The sequence below is a fragment of the Burkholderia sp. Bp9142 genome (assembly GCF_003853415.1).
In the GTDB taxonomy this organism is placed as follows: domain Bacteria; phylum Pseudomonadota; class Gammaproteobacteria; order Burkholderiales; family Burkholderiaceae; genus Burkholderia.
The window spans coordinates 88,575-108,591 of the sequence record NZ_QTPP01000003.1; the positions used below are offsets into that span (position 1 = coordinate 88,575).

Here is a 20,017-nt window from a genome sequence, read left to right on the forward strand (position 1 = left end):
GCGAGCCCATGCACACGAACGGCAAGGACGCGCCCTGGAGCCCAGCGGGCGTCGCGCGTTGCCGTGCATTCGTCGACCGACTTCGTTTCGCGGCGCAAACCCAGGTGTTGCGCATGCCGGTTTGGAGGAATCGGTGCCGCGCAGCGCGCTCAGTGTCCGCGATAGACCATCGCCAGTTTGGCCTCGGTCGCCACGGCTCGACGTCCATGGCGCGTATGCTGGCTCACGCGGCGGATCGCATGTGTGCGCCGCGCGGCGGCACCGTCTTTCCCGTCGGCGACGCGAATGCCGCCTCGCATGCGGGATGGCTCGTGCAGCGGCGGTGCGTGCCGCGCGACCATTGTCGTCGCTTGTCGCGTTGCGGGCGGGCTCGTGTCGGCACCGACGCGCGGCAGGTCGATCTCGTCCTGCTTGGCGTCGGCGTGCTTGGCGCCGGCCTGCATCGCGTCGGCAGGATGAAACGCATGGACGGGCGCGGGCACGACCGGCAACGTCGGCGCGTCAGCCGGCCGCAGACCGGCCTCGATCGCCACCGGGCCCGGCGCGCCCTGGCCGCGACAGACCGGATTGGCCTTGCATGTCCGATCGAACGTCACATAGCCGCCGACCAGGAGCACGAGAGTCAGGATGCTCAGGATCGGCGCGCTCGATGCGCTCGGGCGCCGGACCGCCGCGCTGCGCACCGCGGCCGCGACGCGCGACGACCACGTCGGAACGGGTTGCGCGTCGTGCGCAGGAGCGGACTGCGCGGCATGCGTATCGTCGCTCCGTTCGCGCAGCGGCGCGAACGGCCAGTCCCCCAGTCCGCAGACGGGGCACTGTTCGACGGCGCGGAACGCCATGAAACCGCATTTCCGGCAGCGCTGGCTGACGGCATCGCGCGGCTCGGCGCGCAGGTTCAGTGCGCCGCGCAGCGTGTCGCGCGTGCGGACTTTCCGGGTGGGCAGGACTTGCATGGTCGTTGCTACCACGTCTGTCGTTGCCGCCCCGCGAGTGTCCCGATGGTCTGCATCGCGTCCTCGACTGCAGGGGTCCACGGCCGGCCATAGTTCAGCCGGACATAGCGGTGGAAGGCGCCCGTCATGGAAAAGATCGGCCCGGGCGCGAGGCTGACGCCGTTCTCCATCGCGTCGCCGAACAACTGCATCGCATCCACGTGCGGCGGCAATTCGATCCACAGGAAATACCCGCCGCGCGGAGCATGCACCGCCGTGTCGGGCGGAAAGTACGCGCGAACGGCCGCCAGCATCTGCGCCTGGTGCGCGGCCAGGTTGCGCCGGAGCCTGCGCAGGAAGCGGTCGTACGCACCGTTGCGCAGGTAGCTGGAGACGGCCATCTGCGCGGGCACGTCGGCCGCGGGCGCGCTCGCGTTCTTCACCTGCCGGATCTGCTTCACATAGCGTCCGGCCGCGACCCAGCCGACCCGGAAACCGGGGGCGAGGCACTTCGAGAACGAACCGCAATGCAGCACCAGCCCGCTTTCGTCGTACAGCTTCGCAGGCCGCGTCGGCGTCGGGCCGAAGTGCAGTTCGCCGAACACGTCGTCCTCGATCAGCGGCACGCGGTGCGACGCGAGCAGGTCGATCAGCGCGCGCTTGCGTTCGTCGGGCAGCGTCGCGCCGGTCGGGTTGTGGAACGAGGTCATGAACCAGCACGCGCGCACCGGATGCGTGTCGAGCGCGTCGGCGAGCGCATCGAGATCGAGGCCGGTGCGCGGATCCACTGGAATTTCGATGGCCTTCAGATGCATCCGCTGCACGGCCTGCAGCACCGCGTGGTAGGCCGGACGTTCGATCGCGACGATGTCGCCGGGGCGCGTGAGCGCCTGCAGGCTCAGCGTCAGCGCTTCGGCCGCGCCGGTCGTGATGACGATTTCTTCCATCGGCAGCGATGCGCCCGCGTTCAGGTAGCGCAGTGCGATCTGGCGGCGCAGCGCTTCGTGGCCGGGCGGCAGTCCGGCCAGCAGTTTCGCGCGGTCCATGTTGCGGGCCGCCGCCGCCGCATACCGCCACAGGCTGCCCATCGGAAACAGCGAATAGCTGGCGAACGCGGAACCCAGCGGCACGATGTCGTCGCACTTGAGCGAGTCGAGCAAGCGGAACAGCACATCGTCGTCGCCGGTTTGCGCCGCGGCCGGTTTGCGCGGTGTGTCGTGACCCTCGCGCACGCGTTTGTCATCGACGTTCGCAACGAAATATCCGGAACGCGCGCGCGCGGTGATCAGGCCCTCGCTTTCGAGCGTGTAATACGCACGAAACACGGTGGACGGACTTACACGGTAAGCGCGGCACGCTGCGCGCACGGTCGGGATGCGCGCGCCGGCCCCGAGGTCGCCACGCCGGATCGCGTCGGCAATCGTCTGCGCGAGCACCGCATATCGCTTCATGCCTGCCCTCCGGCCGATCGCGGCCGTCGCTGAGAAAAGAGTAGCACGGCATCCGTCGCGTTCAATCCCGCCCCCCCAATCGCCGATCCGCATGGCGCTGATCCGCATGTTTTCGATCGACTCTGATCCTTTTCTTCAGACCAGCGAACGGGCATTCTTCGCAAGTTTTATTCTCCGATGCCCGATCGATACGGAATTCACACTGCCCGACGGCGGATCCGTGACCTCGCGCACCGCGCGCGGGGTCTTGTCTACAGCGTCCTTACCTTTTTCCGGAAGCAACCCGCGTGAAATCGAAGTTCCTCGCCGCGAGCCTCGTGGCCGGCATCGCCCTAGACCTGTTCAGCGGCGCTGCCGCGGCAGCCTGTATCAACAATCCCCCGACGCAGTCCAATGCGTCGTTTCCCGCCGCGCTGACCGGCAAGCTCGTCTATCACAGCTACGTCAAGTACGGCGACGGTACGAGCCAGCTGTTCCTGTACGACTTTTCCGCCCATGCGCTCACGCAGCTGAGCAAGAGCACGTGGGGCATCACCGATCCGATGAATGGCGTGTTCAGCCCCGACGGCAAGTGGCTCGCGTTCATGGGGATCAGCAACGGCGCCTGGAACGTGTTCATGCTGCAACTCGGCGCCGGCACGCCGCCCGTCAACCTGACGAACAGCACGGGCGCGACGCGCAACGAGGATCCGAAGTTCAGCGCGGACGGCAAGACGCTCGTCTTCAAGCAGAACGGCGACGTGAAGCAGGGCACGCTGTCGTACACGAGCGCGGGCCCGGTGTTCACGTCGGTCGTGAGCCTGACGAACGCGCCGGCCGGCGCCGAATACTCGATGCCGTTCCTCGCGCCGGATGCGAGCGCCGTGTACTACGCGACGGGCACCGGTTCGAACATGGGGCTGATGAAGCGCACGATCGCGACTGGTACGACCGCCACGTTCGATCATCCGGCCGGGCTGCAGACCTACTATCCGATCGTGCGCGGCGACGGCGTGGTGTTCTATGCGCGCTGGAAGGACACGGGCGGCGCGGACCAGATCTATACGAAGACCGCGGATCCGGCGTCGACGCCGAACGCGCTGCCGATCAACGACTGCATGAGCAACAACTCGGACCCGGCGCCGGTGAGCGGCACGAACTACGTGTTTTTCTCGTCGACGACGGCGGGCGGCTACCAACTCTACGTCGGCGACGCGACGACCGGCCAGCGCTGGAGCCTGTCGCAGTTCGGCGTGAACGCGGACACGACCAAGGCGAAGCTCGGCTCGAGCTACCACGGCGGCCCGGCCGCCGCGCAGCCGACGCTGCTGTCGCAAGGGCGTCCGGCCGCCGCGTCGGCGAGCTACAACGCGTCGCTGACGCCGGACAAGGCGTTCGACGGCAACACGACCAGCACGCGCTGGGATTCACCGGAAGGCGCGGGCGTCGATCCGCAATGGATCTCCGTGGATCTCGGCACGGTGAGGAAGATCAGCAGCGTCGATCTCTACTGGGACGCGGGCGCGCTCGTCTACCAGATCCAGACGTCGAGCGACAACGCGAACTGGACGACGGTCTATTCGACGAACAACGGCGTGTCGTACGGTCACGTCACGCTGCCGAACCTGAACGCGCAGGGGCGCTACGTGCGGATGCTCGGCACGAAGCGCGCGACGCAGTGGGGGTATTCGCTCGACGAGATGCAGGTGTGGGGGTCCTAAGTACCAGCAAAAAGGCGGCCTTCGACGAGGCCGCCTTTCTTATCGCGCCGCGCGCGCGTCACGCATGAATCACGTGGGCCGGAAACGCCGACCCGGTAGCCGCCGCCCCCTGCGCGAGCGGCGCGACCTGCTTGCGGCGCTCGCGTGTCGGCGCGACGCCGAACGCGTCGCGATAGCTCTTGCTGAAGTGGCACGCCGACTGGAAGCCGCACGCCATCGTGATGTGCATGATCGACATGTCGGTCTGCAGCAGCAGCTCGCGCGCGCGGCGCAGCCGCAGCGTCAGGTAATAGTGCGTGGGCGTCATCCCGAGGTGCTCGCGAAACAGCCGCTGCAGCTGGCGTTGCGACATGTTCGCGAGCCGCGCGAGCTCCTCGCGCGACAGCGGCTCCTCGATGTTGTTCTCCATCAGCGAGATCACTTCGAACAGCGACTTGTTCGCCGAGCCGAGCCGCGCGACGAGCGGCATGCGCTGTTGCGCGCTCGTGTCGCGCACGTGTTCGACGATGAACTGCTCGGCGATCTGCGTGACGCGCGCGGTGCCCACGCGCGCGGCGATCAGGTTCAGCATCATGTCGAGCGGCGCGACGCCGCCCGTGCACGTGATGCGGTCGCGGTCGACCACGAACAGTTCCTTCAGGAAGCGCGTGTCCGGAAACTCTTCCTTCAGCGCCGACATATTCTCCCAGTGGATCGCGCACGCGTAGCCCGCAAGCAGCCCCGACTTCGCGAGTGCATAGGTGCCCGTGCACAGGCTGCCGAGCGGTAGCCCCATGCGCGCGAAGCGGCGCAGTGTCGACAGATGGGCGGGCGTCGTCGCGCGCTGCACGTCCACGCCGCCGCACACGAAGACGATGTCCGGCTGCCCCACGCATTCGGCCGGGCCCGTGTCGACCGTGAGTCCGTTGCTCGCCGTGACCGGGCCGCCTTCCGGGCTGATCACCGACCAGCGGTAGAGCGGCTGCCCGCTCAGGTAGTTCGCCATCCGAAGCACCTCGATCGCATTGGTGAACGCGATCATCGTGAAGTTCGGTAAGGGCATGAACGCGAAGTGGGATAGCGACGCTGTACGGTCGGGCGACATGGGGGGCGTTCCTTGAATCTCTAATAGCTTTTGGCCCGAGGGGCACAAATCGGGCTACGGTATTGTGTGAGCGAGCGCAACAAGCGTGCCATACGGCTAAACCCTAGCTCCATACGTCGCATGGGCGTCAGGCCGATGTTGCGCTGCACCGTAACCGGGCTGCGCTGCACCCCGGACGCGCAGCACGGGCACCGGCGAAGTGCCTGTCCATGGGTGAACGGCAAACGGCGGTTTCCTGGGTCATCGTAAAAAGCACGACCGGTCACTTGTACAAAACGGACGTGCATGGCGGAAAAGGCAAAGAACGCGTCTAAATTCATCAATCCGCCGAAAATCCGAACGACAAGAATAGAGCCGTCGGCAGCCTTGCACTGGATGCGCTGGAAACCCAGGTACGGCGGGCCTCGAGCTTCGGTTTCACGCCCTTTATTCTTCGTCACGGACGCACTATGTCGAACACCCAGCCTTTCTTCTCGCAGCCCCTCGCCGAGCGCGACGCGCCGGTGCGCAGCGCCATCCTGAAGGAGCTCGAGCGCCAGCAGTCGCAGGTCGAGCTGATCGCGTCGGAAAACATCGTGTCGCGCGCGGTGCTGGAAGCGCAGGGTTCGGTGCTGACCAACAAGTATGCGGAAGGCTATCCGGGCAAGCGCTATTACGGCGGCTGCGAATTCGCGGACGAGGTCGAGGCGCTGGCGATCGAGCGCGTGAAGCAGATCTTCAACGCCGGCTACGCGAACGTGCAGCCGCACTCGGGCGCGCAGGCCAACGGCTCGGTGATGCTCGCGCTGGCCAAGCCGGGCGACACGGTGCTCGGCATGTCGCTGGACGCCGGCGGTCACCTGACGCACGGCGCGAAGCCGGCGCTGTCGGGCAAGTGGTTCAACGCGGTGCAGTACGGCGTGAACCGCGACACGATGCGGATCGATTACGACCAGGTTGAAGCGCTCGCGCACGAGCACAAGCCGAACCTGATCATCGCCGGCTTCTCGGCTTACCCGCGCGCGCTGGACTTCGCGCGCTTTCGCGCGATCGCCGACAGCGTCGGCGCGAAGCTGATGGTCGACATGGCGCACATCGCGGGCGTGATCGCCGCGGGTCGCCATGCGAACCCGGTCGAGCATGCGCACGTCGTCACGTCGACCACCCACAAGACGCTGCGCGGCCCGCGCGGCGGCTTCGTGCTGACCAACGACGAAGAGATCGCTAAGAAGATCAACTCGGCCGTGTTCCCCGGCCTGCAGGGCGGCCCGCTGATGCACGTGATCGCCGGCAAGGCCGTCGCGTTCGGCGAAGTGCTGCACGCGGACTTCAAGACCTACATCGACAACGTGCTCGCGAACGCGCAGGCGCTCGGCGAGGTGCTGAAGGCGGGCGGCGTGGACCTCGTCACCGGCGGCACCGACAACCACCTGCTGCTGGTCGACCTGCGCCCGAAGGGCCTGAAGGGCGCGCCGGTCGAGCAGGCGCTGGAACGCGCGGGCATCACCTGCAACAAGAACGGCATTCCGTTCGACACCGAGAAGCCGACCGTCACGTCGGGCATCCGCCTCGGCACGCCGGCCGGCACGACGCGCGGCTTCGGCGTCGCGGAGTTCCGCGAAGTCGGCCGCCTGATTCTGGAAGTGTTCGACGCGCTGCGCGCGAACCCGGAAGGCGACCACGCGACCGAACAGCGCGTGCGCCGCGAGATTTTCGCGCTCTGCGAGCGCTTCCCGATTTACTGATCGACGACCCCCACAAAAGCAGAGACTGGAGCGAGAGGCAGATATGAGCACGCTGCATCAGGACAGCATCATCATCGACGGACTGAACATCTCGAAGTTCGAGAAGCCGGTGTTCGAGGACATGCGAAAGGGCGGCATCACGGCCGCGAACTGCACGGTATCGGTGTGGGAAAACTTCACCAAGACCGTCGACAACATCGGCGTGATGAAGAAGAAGATCCGCGAGAACGGCGAGCTGCTGACGCTGGTGCGCACGACGGACGACATCTTCCGCGCGAAGAAGGAAGGCAAGACCGGGATCATCCTGGGCTTCCAGAACGCGCACGCGTTCGAGGACAACCTCGGCTACATCGAGGCGTTCGCCGACATGGGCGTGCGCGTCGTGCAGCTTTGCTACAACACGCAGAACCTGGTCGGCACCGGCTGCTACGAGCGCGACGGCGGGTTGTCGGACTTCGGCCGCGAAGTGATCACCGAGATGAACCGCGTCGGCATCATGGTCGACCTGTCGCATGTGGGCGGCAACACGTCGTCGGAAGCGATCGCGTTCTCGAAGAAGCCGGTGTGCTATTCGCACTGCCTGCCGTCGGGCCTGAAGGAACATCCGCGCAACAAGAGCGACGCGCAGCTGAAGGAAATCGCCGACGCCGGCGGTTTCGTCGGCGTGACGATGTTCGCGCCGTTCCTGAAGCGCGGGATCGAGGCGAACATCGACGACTACATCGAGGCGATCGACTACGTCGTGAACCTGATCGGCGAGGACGCGGTCGGCATCGGCACGGACTTCACGCAGGATTTCGCGAAGGAATTCTTCGACATGCTGACGCATGACAAGGGCCGCTATCGCCAGCTGACGAACTTCGGCAAGGTGATCAACCCGGACGGCATCCGCACGATCGGCGAATTCCCGAACCTGACCGCGGCGATGGAGCGCCACGGCTGGAAGGAGTCGCGCATCCGCAAGATCATGGGCGAGAACTGGGTGCGCGTGTTCAAGGACGTGTGGGGCGCGTAAGCGCCCGCCGAGCCGGCCGAACCGCCACCCGCGATTCAACACGAGAACAATCGGGACGTGCCCGCACCAGTCGCGCGGGCGCGCGGACGATCACATGCCAGCGCCCGAGTCGCGCGGCGATTTTTCCTCACGGAGTCACCACGATGCAACCGCAACTGCCGATCAACGTCGATCCCGATACCGGCGTCTGGACCACCGACGCGCTGCCGATGCTGTACGTGCCGCGCCACTTCTTCACGAACAACCACGTCGCCGTCGAGGAAGCGCTCGGCGTCGAAGCGTATGCCGAGATCCTCTACAAGGCCGGCTACAAATCCGCGTACCACTGGTGCGACAAGGAAGCGAAGCTGCACGGGCTGACCGGCATGGCCGTGTTCGAGCACTACCTGAAGCGCCTGTCGCAACGCGGCTGGGGCCTGTTCTCGATCATCGAGGCCGATCCGGCCAGCGCGCGCGCGAAGATCGAGCTGCGCCACTCGTCGTTCGTGCTCCAGCAGCCGGGCAAGGAAGGCAAGCTCTGCTACATGTTCGCGGGCTGGTTCGCCGGCGCGATGGACTGGGTCAACGACACGACGCCGGAAGGCAAGGGCGCGCCGCGCGCGCAGTCGAAGGAAGTGCAGTGTGCCGCCGAGCATCACGACCACTGCGTCTTCGAAGTGTCGCCGATCGCGCACTGATGTACTGACGTAAAGACACAGCAACACAACAACACCCGCAACACGAGACATTCGAACGCCAGAGGTCGCCTGCGATGCGTTATCCCCACCTGTTCAAACCCATGCAGCTGAACCAGCTGACGCTGCGCAACCGGATCGTCAGCACCGCCCACGCGGAGGTGTATGCCGAGCCGGGCGGCCTGCCGGGCGACCGCTACATCCGCTATTACGAAGAGAAGGCGAAGGGTGGCGTCGGCCTCGCGATCTGCGGCGGCTCGAGCCCCGTGTCGATCGACAGCCCGCAGGGCTGGTGGAAGTCGGTGAACCTGTCGAACGACAAGATCATCGACCCGCTCACGCGTCTCGCCGACACGATGCACAAGCACGGCGCGAAGATCATGATCCAGGCGACGCACATGGGCCGCCGCTCGTCGTTCCACGGCGAGCACTGGCCGCACCTGATGTCGCCGTCGGGCGTGCGCGAGCCGGTGCACCGCGGTAACGCGAAGATCATCGAGATCGAGGAAATCCGCCGCATCATCGGCGACTTCGCGGCCGCCGCGAAGCGCGTGAAGGCGGCCGGCATGGACGGCATCGAAATCTCCGCCGCGCACCAGCACCTGATCGACCAGTTCTGGAGCAAGCGTTCGAACCACCGCACCGACGAATGGGGTGGCAGCCTCGAGAACCGTCTGCGCTTCGGCATCGAGGTGCTGACGGCCGTGCGCGAGGCGGTCGGCAAGGACTTCTGCGTCGGCCTGCGGATGTGCGGCGACGAATTCCACGAGGACGGCCTCGATCACGAAGCGCTGAAGGAAATCGCGCAGGCGATGTCGGAGACGGGCCTGATCGACTACCTGAGCGTGGTCGGCTCGGGCGGCGATACGCACAACACGATCGCCAACTGCATGCCGCCGATGGCGCTGCCGCCGGAGCCGTTCGTGCACCTCGCGGCCGGCATCAAGTCGGTGGTGAAGATCCCGGTGATGCACGCGCAGAGCATCCGCGATGCGGGCCAGGCCGAACGCCTGCTCGCGAACGGCATGATCGACCTGGTCGGCATGACGCGCGCGCAGATCGCCGATCCGCACATGGTGATCAAGATCCGCGATGGCCGCGAAGACGAAATCAAGCAGTGCGTCGGCGCGAACTACTGCATCGACCGCCAGTACAACGGCCTCGACGTGCTCTGCATCCAGAATGCCGCGACGTCGCGCGAAGCGACGATGCCGCACATCATCGAGAAGTCGCGCGGCCCGAAGCGCAAGGTGGTGGTGGTCGGCGCCGGCCCCGCGGGCCTCGAAGCGGCACGTGTCGCGAAGCTGCGCGGCCACGACGTGGTGCTGTTCGAAAAGAACACCGAAGTGGGCGGCCAGGTGATGATCGCCGCGAAGGCGCCGCAGCGCGAACAGATGTCGGGGATCATCCGCTGGTTCGACATGGAAACCAAGCGCCTCGGCGTCGATCGCCGCCTCGGCGTCGCTGCCGACGAGAAGATGATCATGGCCGAGAAGCCGGACATCGTCGTGCTCGCGACGGGCGGCTCGAGCTTCACGTGGCAGGTGCCTGCCTGGGGCGTGGCCGAAGGCCTGGCCGTCAGCTCGTGGGACATCCTGACCGGCAAGGTCGAGCCGAAGCAGAACGTGCTGCTGTTCGACGGCGTGAGCACCCATGCGGGCGCCGGCGTCGCCGACTTCATGGCGAGCCGCGGCTCGAAGGTCGAGGTCGTGACCCCCGACGTGAAGGTGGCCGACGATTGCGGCGGCACGACGTTCCCGATCTTCTATCGCCGCCTGTATGCGCTCGGCGTGATCCCGACGCCCAACACCATGCTCGATCGCGTGTATGAGGAAGACGGCAAGAAGATCGCCGTGCTGCGCAACGAATACACCGAGGAACTGGAAGAGCGCGCGGTCGACCAGGTGGTGATCGAGAACGGGTCGTCGCCGAACGACGAGCTGTACTGGAAGCTGAAGCCCGAGTCGGTGAACCGCGGCCAGATCGATCCGCACACGCTGTTCGCGGCCGAGCCGCAGCCGTGCCTGTCGGAAGAACTGGGCAACGGCCGCTTCCTGCTGTTCCGTGTCGGCGACTGCATCTCGATGCACAACGTCCACGGTGCGATCTACGACTCGCTGCGTCTCGTCAAGGATTTCTAAAGATGAATCCGGCTTTCCTCATTACCGCACTGCTGTGGCTGTCGGTGGCGGGGCTCGCGTTCGCGGTCGCGAAGCGCTCGTCCTACTGGCGTCTCGGGCGCGCGACCGCACCCGGCTCGTTCGGCGTCGCGAACCTGTTCGCGATCCCGAAGCGCTACTTCGTCGACCTGCACCACGTGGTCGCCCGCGATCCGTACATCGCGAAGACCCACGTCGCGACCGCCGGCGGCGCGATCGGCGCGATCGCGCTGGTGTTCGTCAACTACGGCCTGGCGATCTACTCGCCGTGGCTCGACAAGCTGATCTTCCTCGCGGCGCTCGCGATGCTGGTCGGCGCGGTGTTCGTCTGGCGTCGCCGTGCGGCGAAGGATGTGCCCGCGCGGCTGTCGAAAGGCCCGTGGAACACGCTGCCCTGGCTGCTCGGCTCGTTCGCGCTCGGCCTCGTGCTGTTCATGGTGGTGCCGACCGCCGCGATGTCGGGTGCGTTCGCGGTGCTCTGCGCGCTGCTGATCGGCGTCGGCGCGTTCGCGATGACGTTCGGCGCCGCGAAGGGCGGCCCGATGAAGCATGCGATCGCCGGCCTGCTGCATCTCGCGTTCCACCCGCGCCAGGAGCGTTTCGCGGCAACGCGCGAGTCGTTCACCGGCAACGGCACGGCCACGCCGCCGACCGCGCTGAAGCTGCCGGACATCGAGCACGAGGAGTATGGCGTCGCGAAGCCGGTCGAATTCCGCTGGAACCAGCTGCTGAGCTTCGACGCGTGCGTGCAGTGCGGCAAGTGCGAAGCCGCGTGCCCCGCGTTCGCATCGGGCCAGCCGTTGAACCCGAAGAAGCTGATCCAGGATCTCGTCGTCGGGATGGCGGGCGGCACCGATGCCGCGTATGCCGGCAGTCCGACGCCGGGCCTCGCGGTCGGCCAGCATCGCGGCGAGCCGAACGGCCCGATCGTGTCCGGCCTGATCGAGGAACAGACGCTGTGGTCGTGCACGACCTGCCGCGCCTGCGTGCAGGAGTGCCCGATGCTGATCGAGCACGTCGACGCGATCGTCGACATGCGCCGCAACCGCACGCTGGTGCACGGCACGGTGCCGGGCAAGGGCCAGGAGGTGCTCGCGAACCTGCGCGAGACCGGCACGATGGGCGGCTACGACACCGCCGCGCGCTACGACTGGTCGGTCGACCTGAACGCGCCCGTCGCGCAACCCGGCAAGCCGGTCGACGTGCTGATCGTCGCGGGTGAAGGTGCGTTCGACATGCGTTACCAGCGCACGCTGCGCGCGTTCGTGAAGGTGCTGAACAAGGCGGGCGTCGACTACGCGGTGCTCGGCGGGACCGAAACCGACACCGGCGACGTCGCACGCCGCCTCGGTGACGAAGCGACGTTCCAGCAGATGGCGAAGCGCCTGATCGGCACGCTCGGCTCGCTGTCGTACAAGCAGATCGTGACGGCCGACCCGCACGTGATGCACAGCCTGCGCAACGAATACCGCGCGCTCGGGCTGCGCGTGACGGTCAAGCATCACACGACCTTCCTCGCGGAGCTGGCCGACAGCGGCAAGATCGCGCCGAAGGCCGTCGAAGCGCTGCGCGAGAAGCGCACCACGTATCACGACCCGTGCTACCTCGGCCGCTACAACGGCGAGACGGAATCGCCGCGCAAGCTGCTGAAGACGATCGGCATCCAGGTCGTCGAGATGGAGCGCAACGGCATGCGCGGCCGCTGCTGCGGCGGTGGCGGCGGTGCGCCGCTGACCGACATCCCGGGCAAGCAGCGTATTCCCGACATCCGCATCGCCGACGCGCGCGCCATCGGTGCGGACGTGGTCGCGGTCGGTTGCCCGAACTGCACGGCGATGCTCGAAGGCGTCGTGGGCCCGCGCCCCGACGTGCTCGACGTGGCCGAACTCGTTGCCGCCTCGCTGGAGTGAATCGATGAACACGATCAAACGAATCGATCCGCGCCGGCCGTTCATCATCACGGCCGCGGGCCTGAAGCGCATCACGCTCGGCGAGGAAGGCAGCGCCGACGCGAGCGCCGCGCAGTGGTCCGCGCACGGTCATGGCGCCGCCGCGAAGCCGCGCCGCGCGGTGCAGGACCCGAAGCACGTGATGCTGGTGGTGGCGCACACCGAGCGCGGCGCGCTCGACGACCATGCGCGGCAGGCGATCGCCGCCGCCGCGGTGCTGGCCGACGCGCAGACGGAAGTCGCGCTGCTGGCATTCGGCGAACTGAAGGATGACGCCGCCGAACTCGGCGTCGACAAGCTGATCGAGCTGGCCGGCTTCGACCGTCGCGCCTTTGCGCCCGAAAGCGAATTGCAAGCCTTGCAGGCATGCGCCGCGGCGCTCGCGCCGAAGCACGTGTTCGTGCCCGACAACGCAACCGGCGACGGCGATCTCGGCCGGCGTTACGCGGCGGCCGCCGGCGCGAGCGTCGCGACCCACGTGGTCGAGATCGACGCGAAGCATGTCGGCGCGTATGCGCGGGCCGGCCGTGCGTTCGCGACGCGCGGATTGCCCGACGTGATCCTGCTCGCGCAGAACGCGGTCGAGCCGAAGCTGCCGTTCGTCGGCGCGGGCGAGCGCCTGGCCGCCGACTTCATTCGCCCGGCCGGCGACGCGGCGCAGCCGTATCGCGACCTCGGCCTCGAGGAAATCGATGCGGCGCAGGTCGCGCTGGAGGAAGCCGACTTCATCGTGTCGGCCGGCAACGGCGTGTCCGACATCGGCGCGTTCGAGCAACTCGCCGGCGCATTCGGCGCGGCGATCGGCGCGAGCCGCGTCGCGGTCGACAACGGCCACTTCACGCGCGACAAGCAGGTGGGCGCGACCGGCAAGACGGTCGAGGCCAGCGTGTACATCGCGTTCGGCATCTCGGGCGCGGTGCAGCACCTGCAGGGGATCAAGGACTGCCGCCACGTGATCGCGGTCAACCTCGACGGCAGCGCGCCGATCGCGAAGCGCGCGAACCTGACGGTGGTGGGCGACGCGCAGGCGACGATCGCCGCGCTGATCGAACAGGTGCAGGCCGCGCGCGCGTCGCGCGGACAATCGTCGACCGCGGTCGGCACCCGTGAAACCGAAGGAGTCGCAGCATGAACGCCCCCCGCCAGTTGCAACGCATCGCGGTGCTCGTGTCCGTGGGCCGGCACCCGGTCAGCGGCACCGCGCGCTACAGCCGCAATGACGCGGCCGCGCTCGAGGCCGGCCGCCAGCTCGCGGAGAAGCATCGCGCGCAGCTCGACGTGATCCATGCGGGCGACCCCGCCAATGAAGCGCTTGCCGAATACCTCGCGCTCGGCGCACGGCAGGTCGAGGTGCTGGCCTGCCGCGACGGCGACGATGCCGTGCACGCACTCGCCGCGCGCGTCGAAGGGTACGACCTGGTGCTGACCGGCACCCGCGCCGAAGGCGCGTACGACACCGGGATGCTGCCGTATCGCGTCGCCGCGACGCTCGGCTATCCGCTCGTCGGCTCGGCCGTCGACGTGACGGTCGACGGCGGCCGAGCGGCGGTCCGGCAATTCTTGCCGAAAGGGCTGCGGCGGCGCGTCGACGCGGCGCTGCCGGCCGTCGTCGCGGTCCATCCGCTCGCCAACGTGGCGCCGCGCTACGCGTATGCGCGGCTGCGGGCCGGCGCGATCCGCCCGGCGCTCACGTCGACCGGCGCGGATGCCGATGCGGCTGCCTGGAAGGTCGGCCCGATCGAGCGTAAACCCGTAAAACTGGTCGCCGCCGAGAAGCGTTCCGGGCATGCCCGGATGCTGTCGGCGACGACGACCGAAAGCCGCGGCGGCAACGTCGTAAATGAAGGGAGTTCAGTCGAAAAAGCACAAGTGATCCTCGCGTATTTGCGCGAGCATCAGCTCATCGACTACTGATGTTGATGCCTGTCGGCAACCACACTGGGATGCAAGGAATCCGGAGCAAACGATGAAAGTATCGGCAGACATTCGTGCACTGATCGAGCGACGCAAGGAAGGCCATAGCCTCGAGGCGCCGTTCTATACGAGCGAGGACATCTTCGCCCTCGACATGGAGGCGATTTTCCGCCAGCACTGGATCCAGGTCGCGGTCGAACCGGACGTTCCCGAGCCGGGCGACTACGTGACCGTGGAACTGGGCAGCGACTCGATCCTGATCGTGCGCGACGATGACATGGAAATCCGCGCGTTCCACAACGTGTGCCGCCACCGCGGCGCGCGCCTGTGCAACGAGGATAAAGGCTCGGTGGGCAACATCGTGTGCCCGTACCACAGCTGGACCTACAACCTGACCGGCCAGCTGATGTTCGCCGAGCACATGGGCGAGCAGTTCGACCGCTGCAAGCACAGCCTGAAGTCGGTGCACGTGCAGAACCTCGCGGGCCTGATCTTCGTCTGCCTCGCCGAGGAGCCGCCGGTCGATTTCGCGCAGCTGCGCGCCGAGATGGAGCCGTACCTGCTGCCGCACGATCTGCCGAACGCGAAGATCGCCGCGCAGGTCGACATCATCGAGGAAGGCAACTGGAAGCTCACGATGGAGAACAACCGCGAGTGCTATCACTGCGTCGCGAACCATCCGGAGCTGACGATCTCGCTGTACGAATACGGCTTCGGCTACCAGCGCTCCGACGCGAACGCCGAAGGCATGGACGCGTTCGCGGAAACCTGCGTGCGCCGCGGCAAGGAGTGGGCCGAGATGGGCCTGCCGTCCGCCGAAATCGAGAAGCTGAGCGACGTGACGGGCTTCCGCACGCAGCGCCTGCCGCTCGACCGCCACGGCGAATCGCAGACGCTCGACGCGAAGGTCGCATCGAAGAAGCTGCTCGGCCAGTTCGACCAGGCCGACCTCGGCGGCCTGTCGTTCTGGACGCAGCCGAACTCGTGGCACCACTTCATGAGCGATCACATCGTGACGTTCTCGGTGATTCCGCTGTCGGCCGGCAAGACGCTGGTGCGCACCAAGTGGCTCGTGCACAAGGACGCGAAGGAAGGCATCGACTACGACGTGAAGAACCTCACGGCCGTGTGGAACGCGACCAACGACCAGGATCGCGCGCTCGTCGAGTTCTCGCAGCGCGGCGCGACCAGCAGCGCGTACGAGCCGGGCCCGTATTCGCCGTACACGGAAGGTCTCGTCGAAAAATTCTCGGCCTGGTACATCGGCCGGCTCGCCGAAAAAATCGGCGTGTAGTACTTAGCAGCGAACAAGCGGAGCAAGACATGATGCGAGATGCGGCCCATTTCGAGCCGGCGGACAGCCGGGTGACGCACCCGGCGTTCTGGAGCGCGCTGCCGGAGCGCTGGACGAGCGACGTCGAGGAAACGCTGGTGTGCTGCCACGTTCGGCAGGAAACCCACGACGTGAAGAGCTTCTTCTTCCGTTCGCCGCAAGGCCGTGCATTCTCGTTCGAGCCCGGGCAGTTCATCACGCTCGAACTCGACATCGAAGGCGAGACGATCAACCGGTGCTACACGATCTCGTCGTCACCGGCGCGGCCGCACACGATCTCGATCACGGTCAAGCGCGTGCCGGGCGGCAAGGTGTCGAACTGGCTGCACGACAACCTGCAGCCGGGCGCGTCGGTTCGCGTGCTCGGCCCGGCCGGCGAATTCACGTGCGCGCGGCATCCGGCGCGCAAGTACCTGTTCCTGTCGGCCGGCTCGGGCGTCACGCCGCTGATGTCGATGAGCCGCGCGCACCATGATCTCGCCGAGGATCGCGACATCCTGTTCGTGCACAGCGCACGCACGCCGGACGACATCATCTTCGCGCGCGAGCTCGACCTGATCGCGTCGAACCATACGAACTTCCGCACGTCGTTCGTCGTCGAGCGCGTCGGTGCGCGCACCAACTGGCCGGGCGTCACGGGCTTCCTGACGCTGCCGCTGCTGAAGCTGATCGCACCGGACTTCATGGAACGCGAGATCTTCACGTGCGGCCCCGCGCCGTACATGAAGGCCGTGCGCGACCTGCTCGACGAAGCCGGCTTCGACCGCAAGCAGTATCACGAGGAAAGCTTCTCGTTCGAAACGCTCGCGCAGACCGCGAGCGACGACGTGCTCGCCGAACTCGTGCCGGCGGCCAACGACGGCGACGTCGCGACGAAGCAGTACACGGTCAGCTTCGCGAAGAGCAACCGCGAGATTGCGTGCGGCTCCGGGCAGCACGTGCTCGATGCGGCGCGCCAGTCGGGTGTGCGGCTGCCCGCGTCGTGCACGCAGGGCATGTGCGGCACCTGCAAGGTGAAGCTCGTGTCGGGGCAGGTGGAGATGAAGCACAACGGCGGCATCCGCCAGCGCGAGATCGATCAGGGCATGGTGCTGCTGTGTTGCAGCAAGCCGCTGTCGGACCTCGTGATCGACAAGTAGTCGAAGCAAGCCATTGGCTGTCCGGGTGCGTCGCGTCCGGACAAGCATCCGTCGGAAAACAACGATACCGCGGATTTGTGGTTGAAGAACCTAGAGAGGCAACGCGCGGTTAGCGCATATCAAGGAGATCGACCATGAAGTTGTTCGGAAAGCTGTTGTGGACCGGCGCACTGTCGGCAATGGTGGCACTGAGTGCGTCGGCACTCGCGGATACGAAGCCGACGCTGAAGATCGGCTATGTAGAAGGCTGGGACGACAGCGTCGCGACGTCGAACGTCGCCGCGCGCATCATCGAGAAGAAGCTCGGCTACCAGGTGCAACTCGTGCCGGTCGCGGCCGGCGTGATGTGGCAGGGCGTCGCGCGCGGCGACCTCGATGCGACGCTGTCCGCGTGGCTGCCGGTCACGCACGGTTCGTACTGGGACCAGTACAAGGCCAAGGTCGTCGATCTCGGCGCGAACTTCAACGACGCGAAGATCGGCCTGATCGTGCCGGCCTACGTGAAGGCGAAGAGCATCGATGACCTGAACGCGGAGAAGGCCGACTTCGGCGGCCGCATCGTCGGGATCGACGCCGGTGCCGGCGTGATGCGCAAGGCCGACGAGGCGATCAAGAGCTACGGCCTCAGCTACTCGCTGATGCCGAGTTCGGGTAGCGCGATGACGGCGGAACTGGCGCGTTCGGTCAACGCGAACAAGCCGGTGATCGTCACTGGCTGGGCACCGCACTGGATGTTCGCGAAATGGAAGCTGCGCTTCCTCGAGGATCCGAAGAAGGTGTTCGGCGGTGCGGAGCACGTCGACAGCGTCGCGAATCCGGGCCTCGAAACGAAGGCGAAGCCGGTGGTCGTGTTCCTGAAGAAATTCCAGTGGAAGCCGGGCGAGATCGACAGCGTGATGCTGGCGATCCAGAACGGCTCGAAGCCGGAAGCGGCCGCGGATGCATGGATTGCAGCGCATGCAGACCGTGTGAATGCGTGGACTGAAGGCGCACAATAAGCCCGCGGCGATTCGCCGCAATAAATAGATGACGAGACAGTCCGGGAAAGGTTGGAAGGAGTGCGAAATAATCGCACTGCGACACGGCCTTATCCCGGAATTATTTTTTTGATTCTGCAAGAAGGCACGTAAGTTGTTACACTAGCGCCCTTGTGCGGAGTCATCTGCTTTGCATCGGACCAGAGTAAGCGCTGAAGCGCTAACTCTGATCGAGAGGAGGAATTGGATGAGTCAAGCAGGACTGCGTGCAAATCGCACCAGTGATGTCGAGGCAACCATCTCACATGATTCGACGGGCCACACGCTGCATCGTGGCCTGACTTGGAAAGACGCATTCTGGGTAACGAGCGGTGTGCCGGCAGGCGTGCTGTTCACGATCGGCGGCGTATGCGCGACGATCGGCCAGCCCGCGTGGGCGATCTGGATCGCCGCGATCACGATGGGGCTGATTCAAAGCGCGACTTATGCGGAAATATCGGGGCTATTTCCTCATAAATCGGGTGGCGCGTCGGTGTATGGCGCGATCGGCTGGGTCCGTTACAGCAAGCTGATTGCCCCGGTTTCCGTGTGGTGCAACTGGCTCGCGTGGTCGCCGATGCTCGCGCTCGGCTGCGGCCTCGCGGCGAGCTATGCACTCACGAGTCTCTTTCCCGCCGACGCGGCGGTGCTGCAGTGGCAGCTCAAGGTTGCGGATCTCGGTTTCATCAAGCCCGGTCTGTCGCTGCGAATCAACGCGATCTTCATCATCGCGACGATTCTGCTTCTCATCACGTTCAAGCTTCAGCACAGCGGCGCGTCGAAGGCTGCGCGCACGCAGCGCATTCTCGGCATCGCATCGCTCACGCCGCTCCTGATCGTCGGCATCGTGCCGTTCGTCACCGGCGACGTGCCGATGTCGAACCTGCTTCCGCTGCTGCCGCTCGGTCACGATGCGCACGGCAACCTCACGGCCGCGACGTTCGGCTCGTGGAACGGGCAGGGCGTCACGATGGCGCTCGGCGCGATGTTCATGGCCGGCTGGGCGTCATACGGTTTCGAGACGGCTGTCTGCTACACGCGTGAGTTCCGCGATCCGCGTCGCGACACCGCGAAGGCGATCTTCTGGTCGGGGGCGCTGTGTCTCGTCGTGATGACGCTCGTGCCGATGGCGTTCCAGGGCGCGCTCGGCACGCAGGCGATGCTCGATCCGGCGATCGGCGACGGCACCGGCGTTGCGGCCGCGATGGCGAAGATCGTCGGCGGAGGCGCATGGGTCGCGAATGCGGTCATCGTGATGCTGATGCTGTCGATCCTGCTGATCGTGATGACGTCGATGATGGGTTCGTCGCGCACGCTGTACCAGGCCTCGGTCGACGGCTGGCTGCCGAAGTACCTGTCGCACGTGAACGAGCACGGCTCGCCCACGCGCGCGATGTGGACCGATCTCGGCTTCAACCTCGTGTTGCTGATGATGTCGGACTACATGACGGTGCTGTCGATCTCGAACGTCTGCTACATGCTGTTCGTGTTCCTGAATCTTCAGTCGGGCTGGATCCACCGGATGGATCGCGGCAACTGGGATCGGCCGTTCCGCTGCCCGACCTGGCTGCTCGTCGCGGGTTCGATCTGCGGCTACGCGAACCTCGTCTATGTCGGCGCGGGCGCGAACCTGCAGGGCGAAGGCACGCTGCGCAACGGGCTGATCGCGATGCTGCTGATCGTGCCGGTGTTCCTGTATCGCCACTACTGGCAGGATCGCGGCCGTTTCCCCGCGCAGATGCAGCGCGACATGGAACTCGAGGTGCCGAAGCGCGCGAGGTGGCTGAACCTGATGCCGTATGCGGCGCTGATCGGGGCCGGGCTCACGATCTGGCTGTCGTACTACTTCGCGTGGGTGAGGTAAGCGGCTGACCGCGGCACGCGCCGTGCGCGACGAATCCGGACACCGCACCCGGGGCCGTCG

At 66.3% G+C, this 20,017-nt stretch carries 16 protein-coding genes; 12 read left to right on the plus strand and 4 right to left on the minus strand.

What is annotated here, in order from left to right:
- Positions 1–149: 149 nt before the first annotated feature.
- Both DIE22_RS38065 and DIE22_RS04670 read right to left on the minus strand, forming a co-directional pair.
- A complete protein-coding gene (locus DIE22_RS38065) occupies positions 150–956 on the minus strand; it encodes an ATP-dependent serine protease (protein WP_185640542.1) in 807 nt (268 codons plus the stop codon).
- Between the two features lie 8 nt (positions 957–964).
- A complete protein-coding gene (locus DIE22_RS04670; protein WP_124604635.1) occupies positions 965–2,386 on the minus strand; it encodes a PLP-dependent aminotransferase family protein in 1,422 nt (473 codons plus the stop codon).
- Between the two features lie 287 nt (positions 2,387–2,673).
- Here DIE22_RS04670 and DIE22_RS04675 point away from each other — a divergent pair, with 287 nt between their 5' ends.
- Positions 2,674–4,086, plus strand: a complete 1,413-nt coding sequence (locus tag DIE22_RS04675; RefSeq protein WP_124495117.1) for a discoidin domain-containing protein — start codon at positions 2,674–2,676, stop codon at positions 4,084–4,086.
- Positions 4,087–4,144: 58 nt separating this feature from the next.
- Here DIE22_RS04675 and DIE22_RS04680 read toward each other — a convergent pair whose 3' ends face one another.
- A complete protein-coding gene (locus DIE22_RS04680; protein WP_124495119.1) occupies positions 4,145–5,170 on the minus strand; it encodes a GlxA family transcriptional regulator in 1,026 nt (341 codons plus the stop codon).
- 20 nt (positions 5,171–5,190) lie between these two features.
- Complete coding sequence (locus DIE22_RS38645; RefSeq protein ID WP_260426609.1) at positions 5,191–5,610, minus strand: hypothetical protein; 420 nt, start codon at positions 5,608–5,610, stop codon at positions 5,191–5,193.
- Positions 5,611–5,619: 9 nt separating this feature from the next.
- Between DIE22_RS38645 and DIE22_RS04690 the strand changes: the two genes are divergently transcribed.
- The 11 genes from DIE22_RS04690 to DIE22_RS04740 all read left to right on the plus strand — a co-directional run bounded on the left by DIE22_RS04690 (position 5,620) and on the right by DIE22_RS04740 (position 19,957).
- Positions 5,620–6,894 (plus strand): serine hydroxymethyltransferase, encoded by a 1,275-nt coding sequence (locus DIE22_RS04690; RefSeq protein WP_059600252.1) that lies wholly within the window; start codon positions 5,620–5,622, stop codon positions 6,892–6,894.
- 43 nt (positions 6,895–6,937) lie between these two features.
- Entirely contained in the window at positions 6,938–7,909 is a 972-nt protein-coding gene (locus DIE22_RS04695) for a dipeptidase (RefSeq protein ID WP_124604636.1), read from the plus strand.
- A gap of 143 nt (positions 7,910–8,052) precedes the next feature.
- Positions 8,053–8,586 carry a DUF5943 domain-containing protein gene (locus DIE22_RS04700; protein ID WP_006488993.1) on the plus strand — a complete coding sequence of 178 codons (534 nt, stop codon included), beginning with the start codon at positions 8,053–8,055 and terminating at the stop codon, positions 8,584–8,586.
- A gap of 74 nt (positions 8,587–8,660) precedes the next feature.
- Complete coding sequence (locus tag DIE22_RS04705; RefSeq protein ID WP_124495125.1) at positions 8,661–10,724, plus strand: NADH:flavin oxidoreductase; 2,064 nt, start codon at positions 8,661–8,663, stop codon at positions 10,722–10,724.
- A 2-nt stretch (positions 10,725–10,726) separates the two neighbouring features.
- A complete protein-coding gene (locus DIE22_RS04710; RefSeq protein ID WP_124495127.1) occupies positions 10,727–12,652 on the plus strand; it encodes a (Fe-S)-binding protein in 1,926 nt (641 codons plus the stop codon).
- 4 nt (positions 12,653–12,656) lie between these two features.
- The gene (locus DIE22_RS04715; RefSeq protein ID WP_124495129.1) at positions 12,657–13,823 is read left to right on the plus strand and encodes an electron transfer flavoprotein subunit alpha/FixB family protein; all 1,167 of its coding nucleotides are present in this window, start codon (positions 12,657–12,659) and stop codon (positions 13,821–13,823) included.
- On the plus strand, positions 13,820–14,605 hold the full coding sequence (locus tag DIE22_RS04720) for an electron transfer flavoprotein subunit beta/FixA family protein (protein WP_124495131.1): 786 nt from the start codon (positions 13,820–13,822) through the stop codon (positions 14,603–14,605). Before DIE22_RS04715 ends, DIE22_RS04720 begins: the two co-directional genes overlap by 4 nt.
- A 52-nt stretch (positions 14,606–14,657) precedes the next feature.
- The gene (locus tag DIE22_RS04725; RefSeq protein WP_124604637.1) at positions 14,658–15,899 is read left to right on the plus strand and encodes an aromatic ring-hydroxylating dioxygenase subunit alpha; all 1,242 of its coding nucleotides are present in this window, start codon (positions 14,658–14,660) and stop codon (positions 15,897–15,899) included.
- A gap of 29 nt (positions 15,900–15,928) precedes the next feature.
- Positions 15,929–17,077 carry a hybrid-cluster NAD(P)-dependent oxidoreductase gene (locus DIE22_RS04730; protein WP_124495135.1) on the plus strand — a complete coding sequence of 383 codons (1,149 nt, stop codon included), beginning with the start codon at positions 15,929–15,931 and terminating at the stop codon, positions 17,075–17,077.
- 134 nt (positions 17,078–17,211) lie between these two features.
- Positions 17,212–18,075 (plus strand): glycine betaine ABC transporter substrate-binding protein, encoded by an 864-nt coding sequence (locus tag DIE22_RS04735; RefSeq protein ID WP_124495137.1) that lies wholly within the window; start codon positions 17,212–17,214, stop codon positions 18,073–18,075.
- A 226-nt stretch (positions 18,076–18,301) separates the two neighbouring features.
- Positions 18,302–19,957 carry an APC family permease gene (locus DIE22_RS04740; protein WP_124495139.1) on the plus strand — a complete coding sequence of 552 codons (1,656 nt, stop codon included), beginning with the start codon at positions 18,302–18,304 and terminating at the stop codon, positions 19,955–19,957.
- Positions 19,958–20,017 lie beyond the last annotated feature (60 nt).

Bases quoted from the DNA above. Each gene is read 5' to 3' on its own strand.
- DIE22_RS38065 (WP_185640542.1), bottom strand. From the start codon at position 956: ATGCAAGTCCTGCCCACCCGGAAAGTCCGCACGCGCGACACGCTGCGC.
- DIE22_RS04670 (WP_124604635.1), bottom strand. From the start codon at position 2,386: ATGAAGCGATATGCGGTGCTCGCGCAGACGATTGCCGACGCGATCCGG.
- DIE22_RS04680 (WP_124495119.1), bottom strand. From the start codon at position 5,170: ATGTCGCCCGACCGTACAGCGTCGCTATCCCACTTCGCGTTCATGCCC.
- DIE22_RS04690 (WP_059600252.1), top strand. From the start codon at position 5,620: ATGTCGAACACCCAGCCTTTCTTCTCGCAGCCCCTCGCCGAGCGCGAC.
- DIE22_RS04695 (WP_124604636.1), top strand. From the start codon at position 6,938: ATGAGCACGCTGCATCAGGACAGCATCATCATCGACGGACTGAACATC.
- DIE22_RS04700 (WP_006488993.1), top strand. From the start codon at position 8,053: ATGCAACCGCAACTGCCGATCAACGTCGATCCCGATACCGGCGTCTGG.
- DIE22_RS04705 (WP_124495125.1), top strand. From the start codon at position 8,661: ATGCGTTATCCCCACCTGTTCAAACCCATGCAGCTGAACCAGCTGACG.
- DIE22_RS04710 (WP_124495127.1), top strand. From the start codon at position 10,727: ATGAATCCGGCTTTCCTCATTACCGCACTGCTGTGGCTGTCGGTGGCG.
- DIE22_RS04715 (WP_124495129.1), top strand. From the start codon at position 12,657: ATGAACACGATCAAACGAATCGATCCGCGCCGGCCGTTCATCATCACG.
- DIE22_RS04720 (WP_124495131.1), top strand. From the start codon at position 13,820: ATGAACGCCCCCCGCCAGTTGCAACGCATCGCGGTGCTCGTGTCCGTG.
- DIE22_RS04725 (WP_124604637.1), top strand. From the start codon at position 14,658: ATGAAAGTATCGGCAGACATTCGTGCACTGATCGAGCGACGCAAGGAA.
- DIE22_RS04730 (WP_124495135.1), top strand. From the start codon at position 15,929: ATGATGCGAGATGCGGCCCATTTCGAGCCGGCGGACAGCCGGGTGACG.
- DIE22_RS04735 (WP_124495137.1), top strand. From the start codon at position 17,212: ATGAAGTTGTTCGGAAAGCTGTTGTGGACCGGCGCACTGTCGGCAATG.
- DIE22_RS04740 (WP_124495139.1), top strand. From the start codon at position 18,302: ATGAGTCAAGCAGGACTGCGTGCAAATCGCACCAGTGATGTCGAGGCA.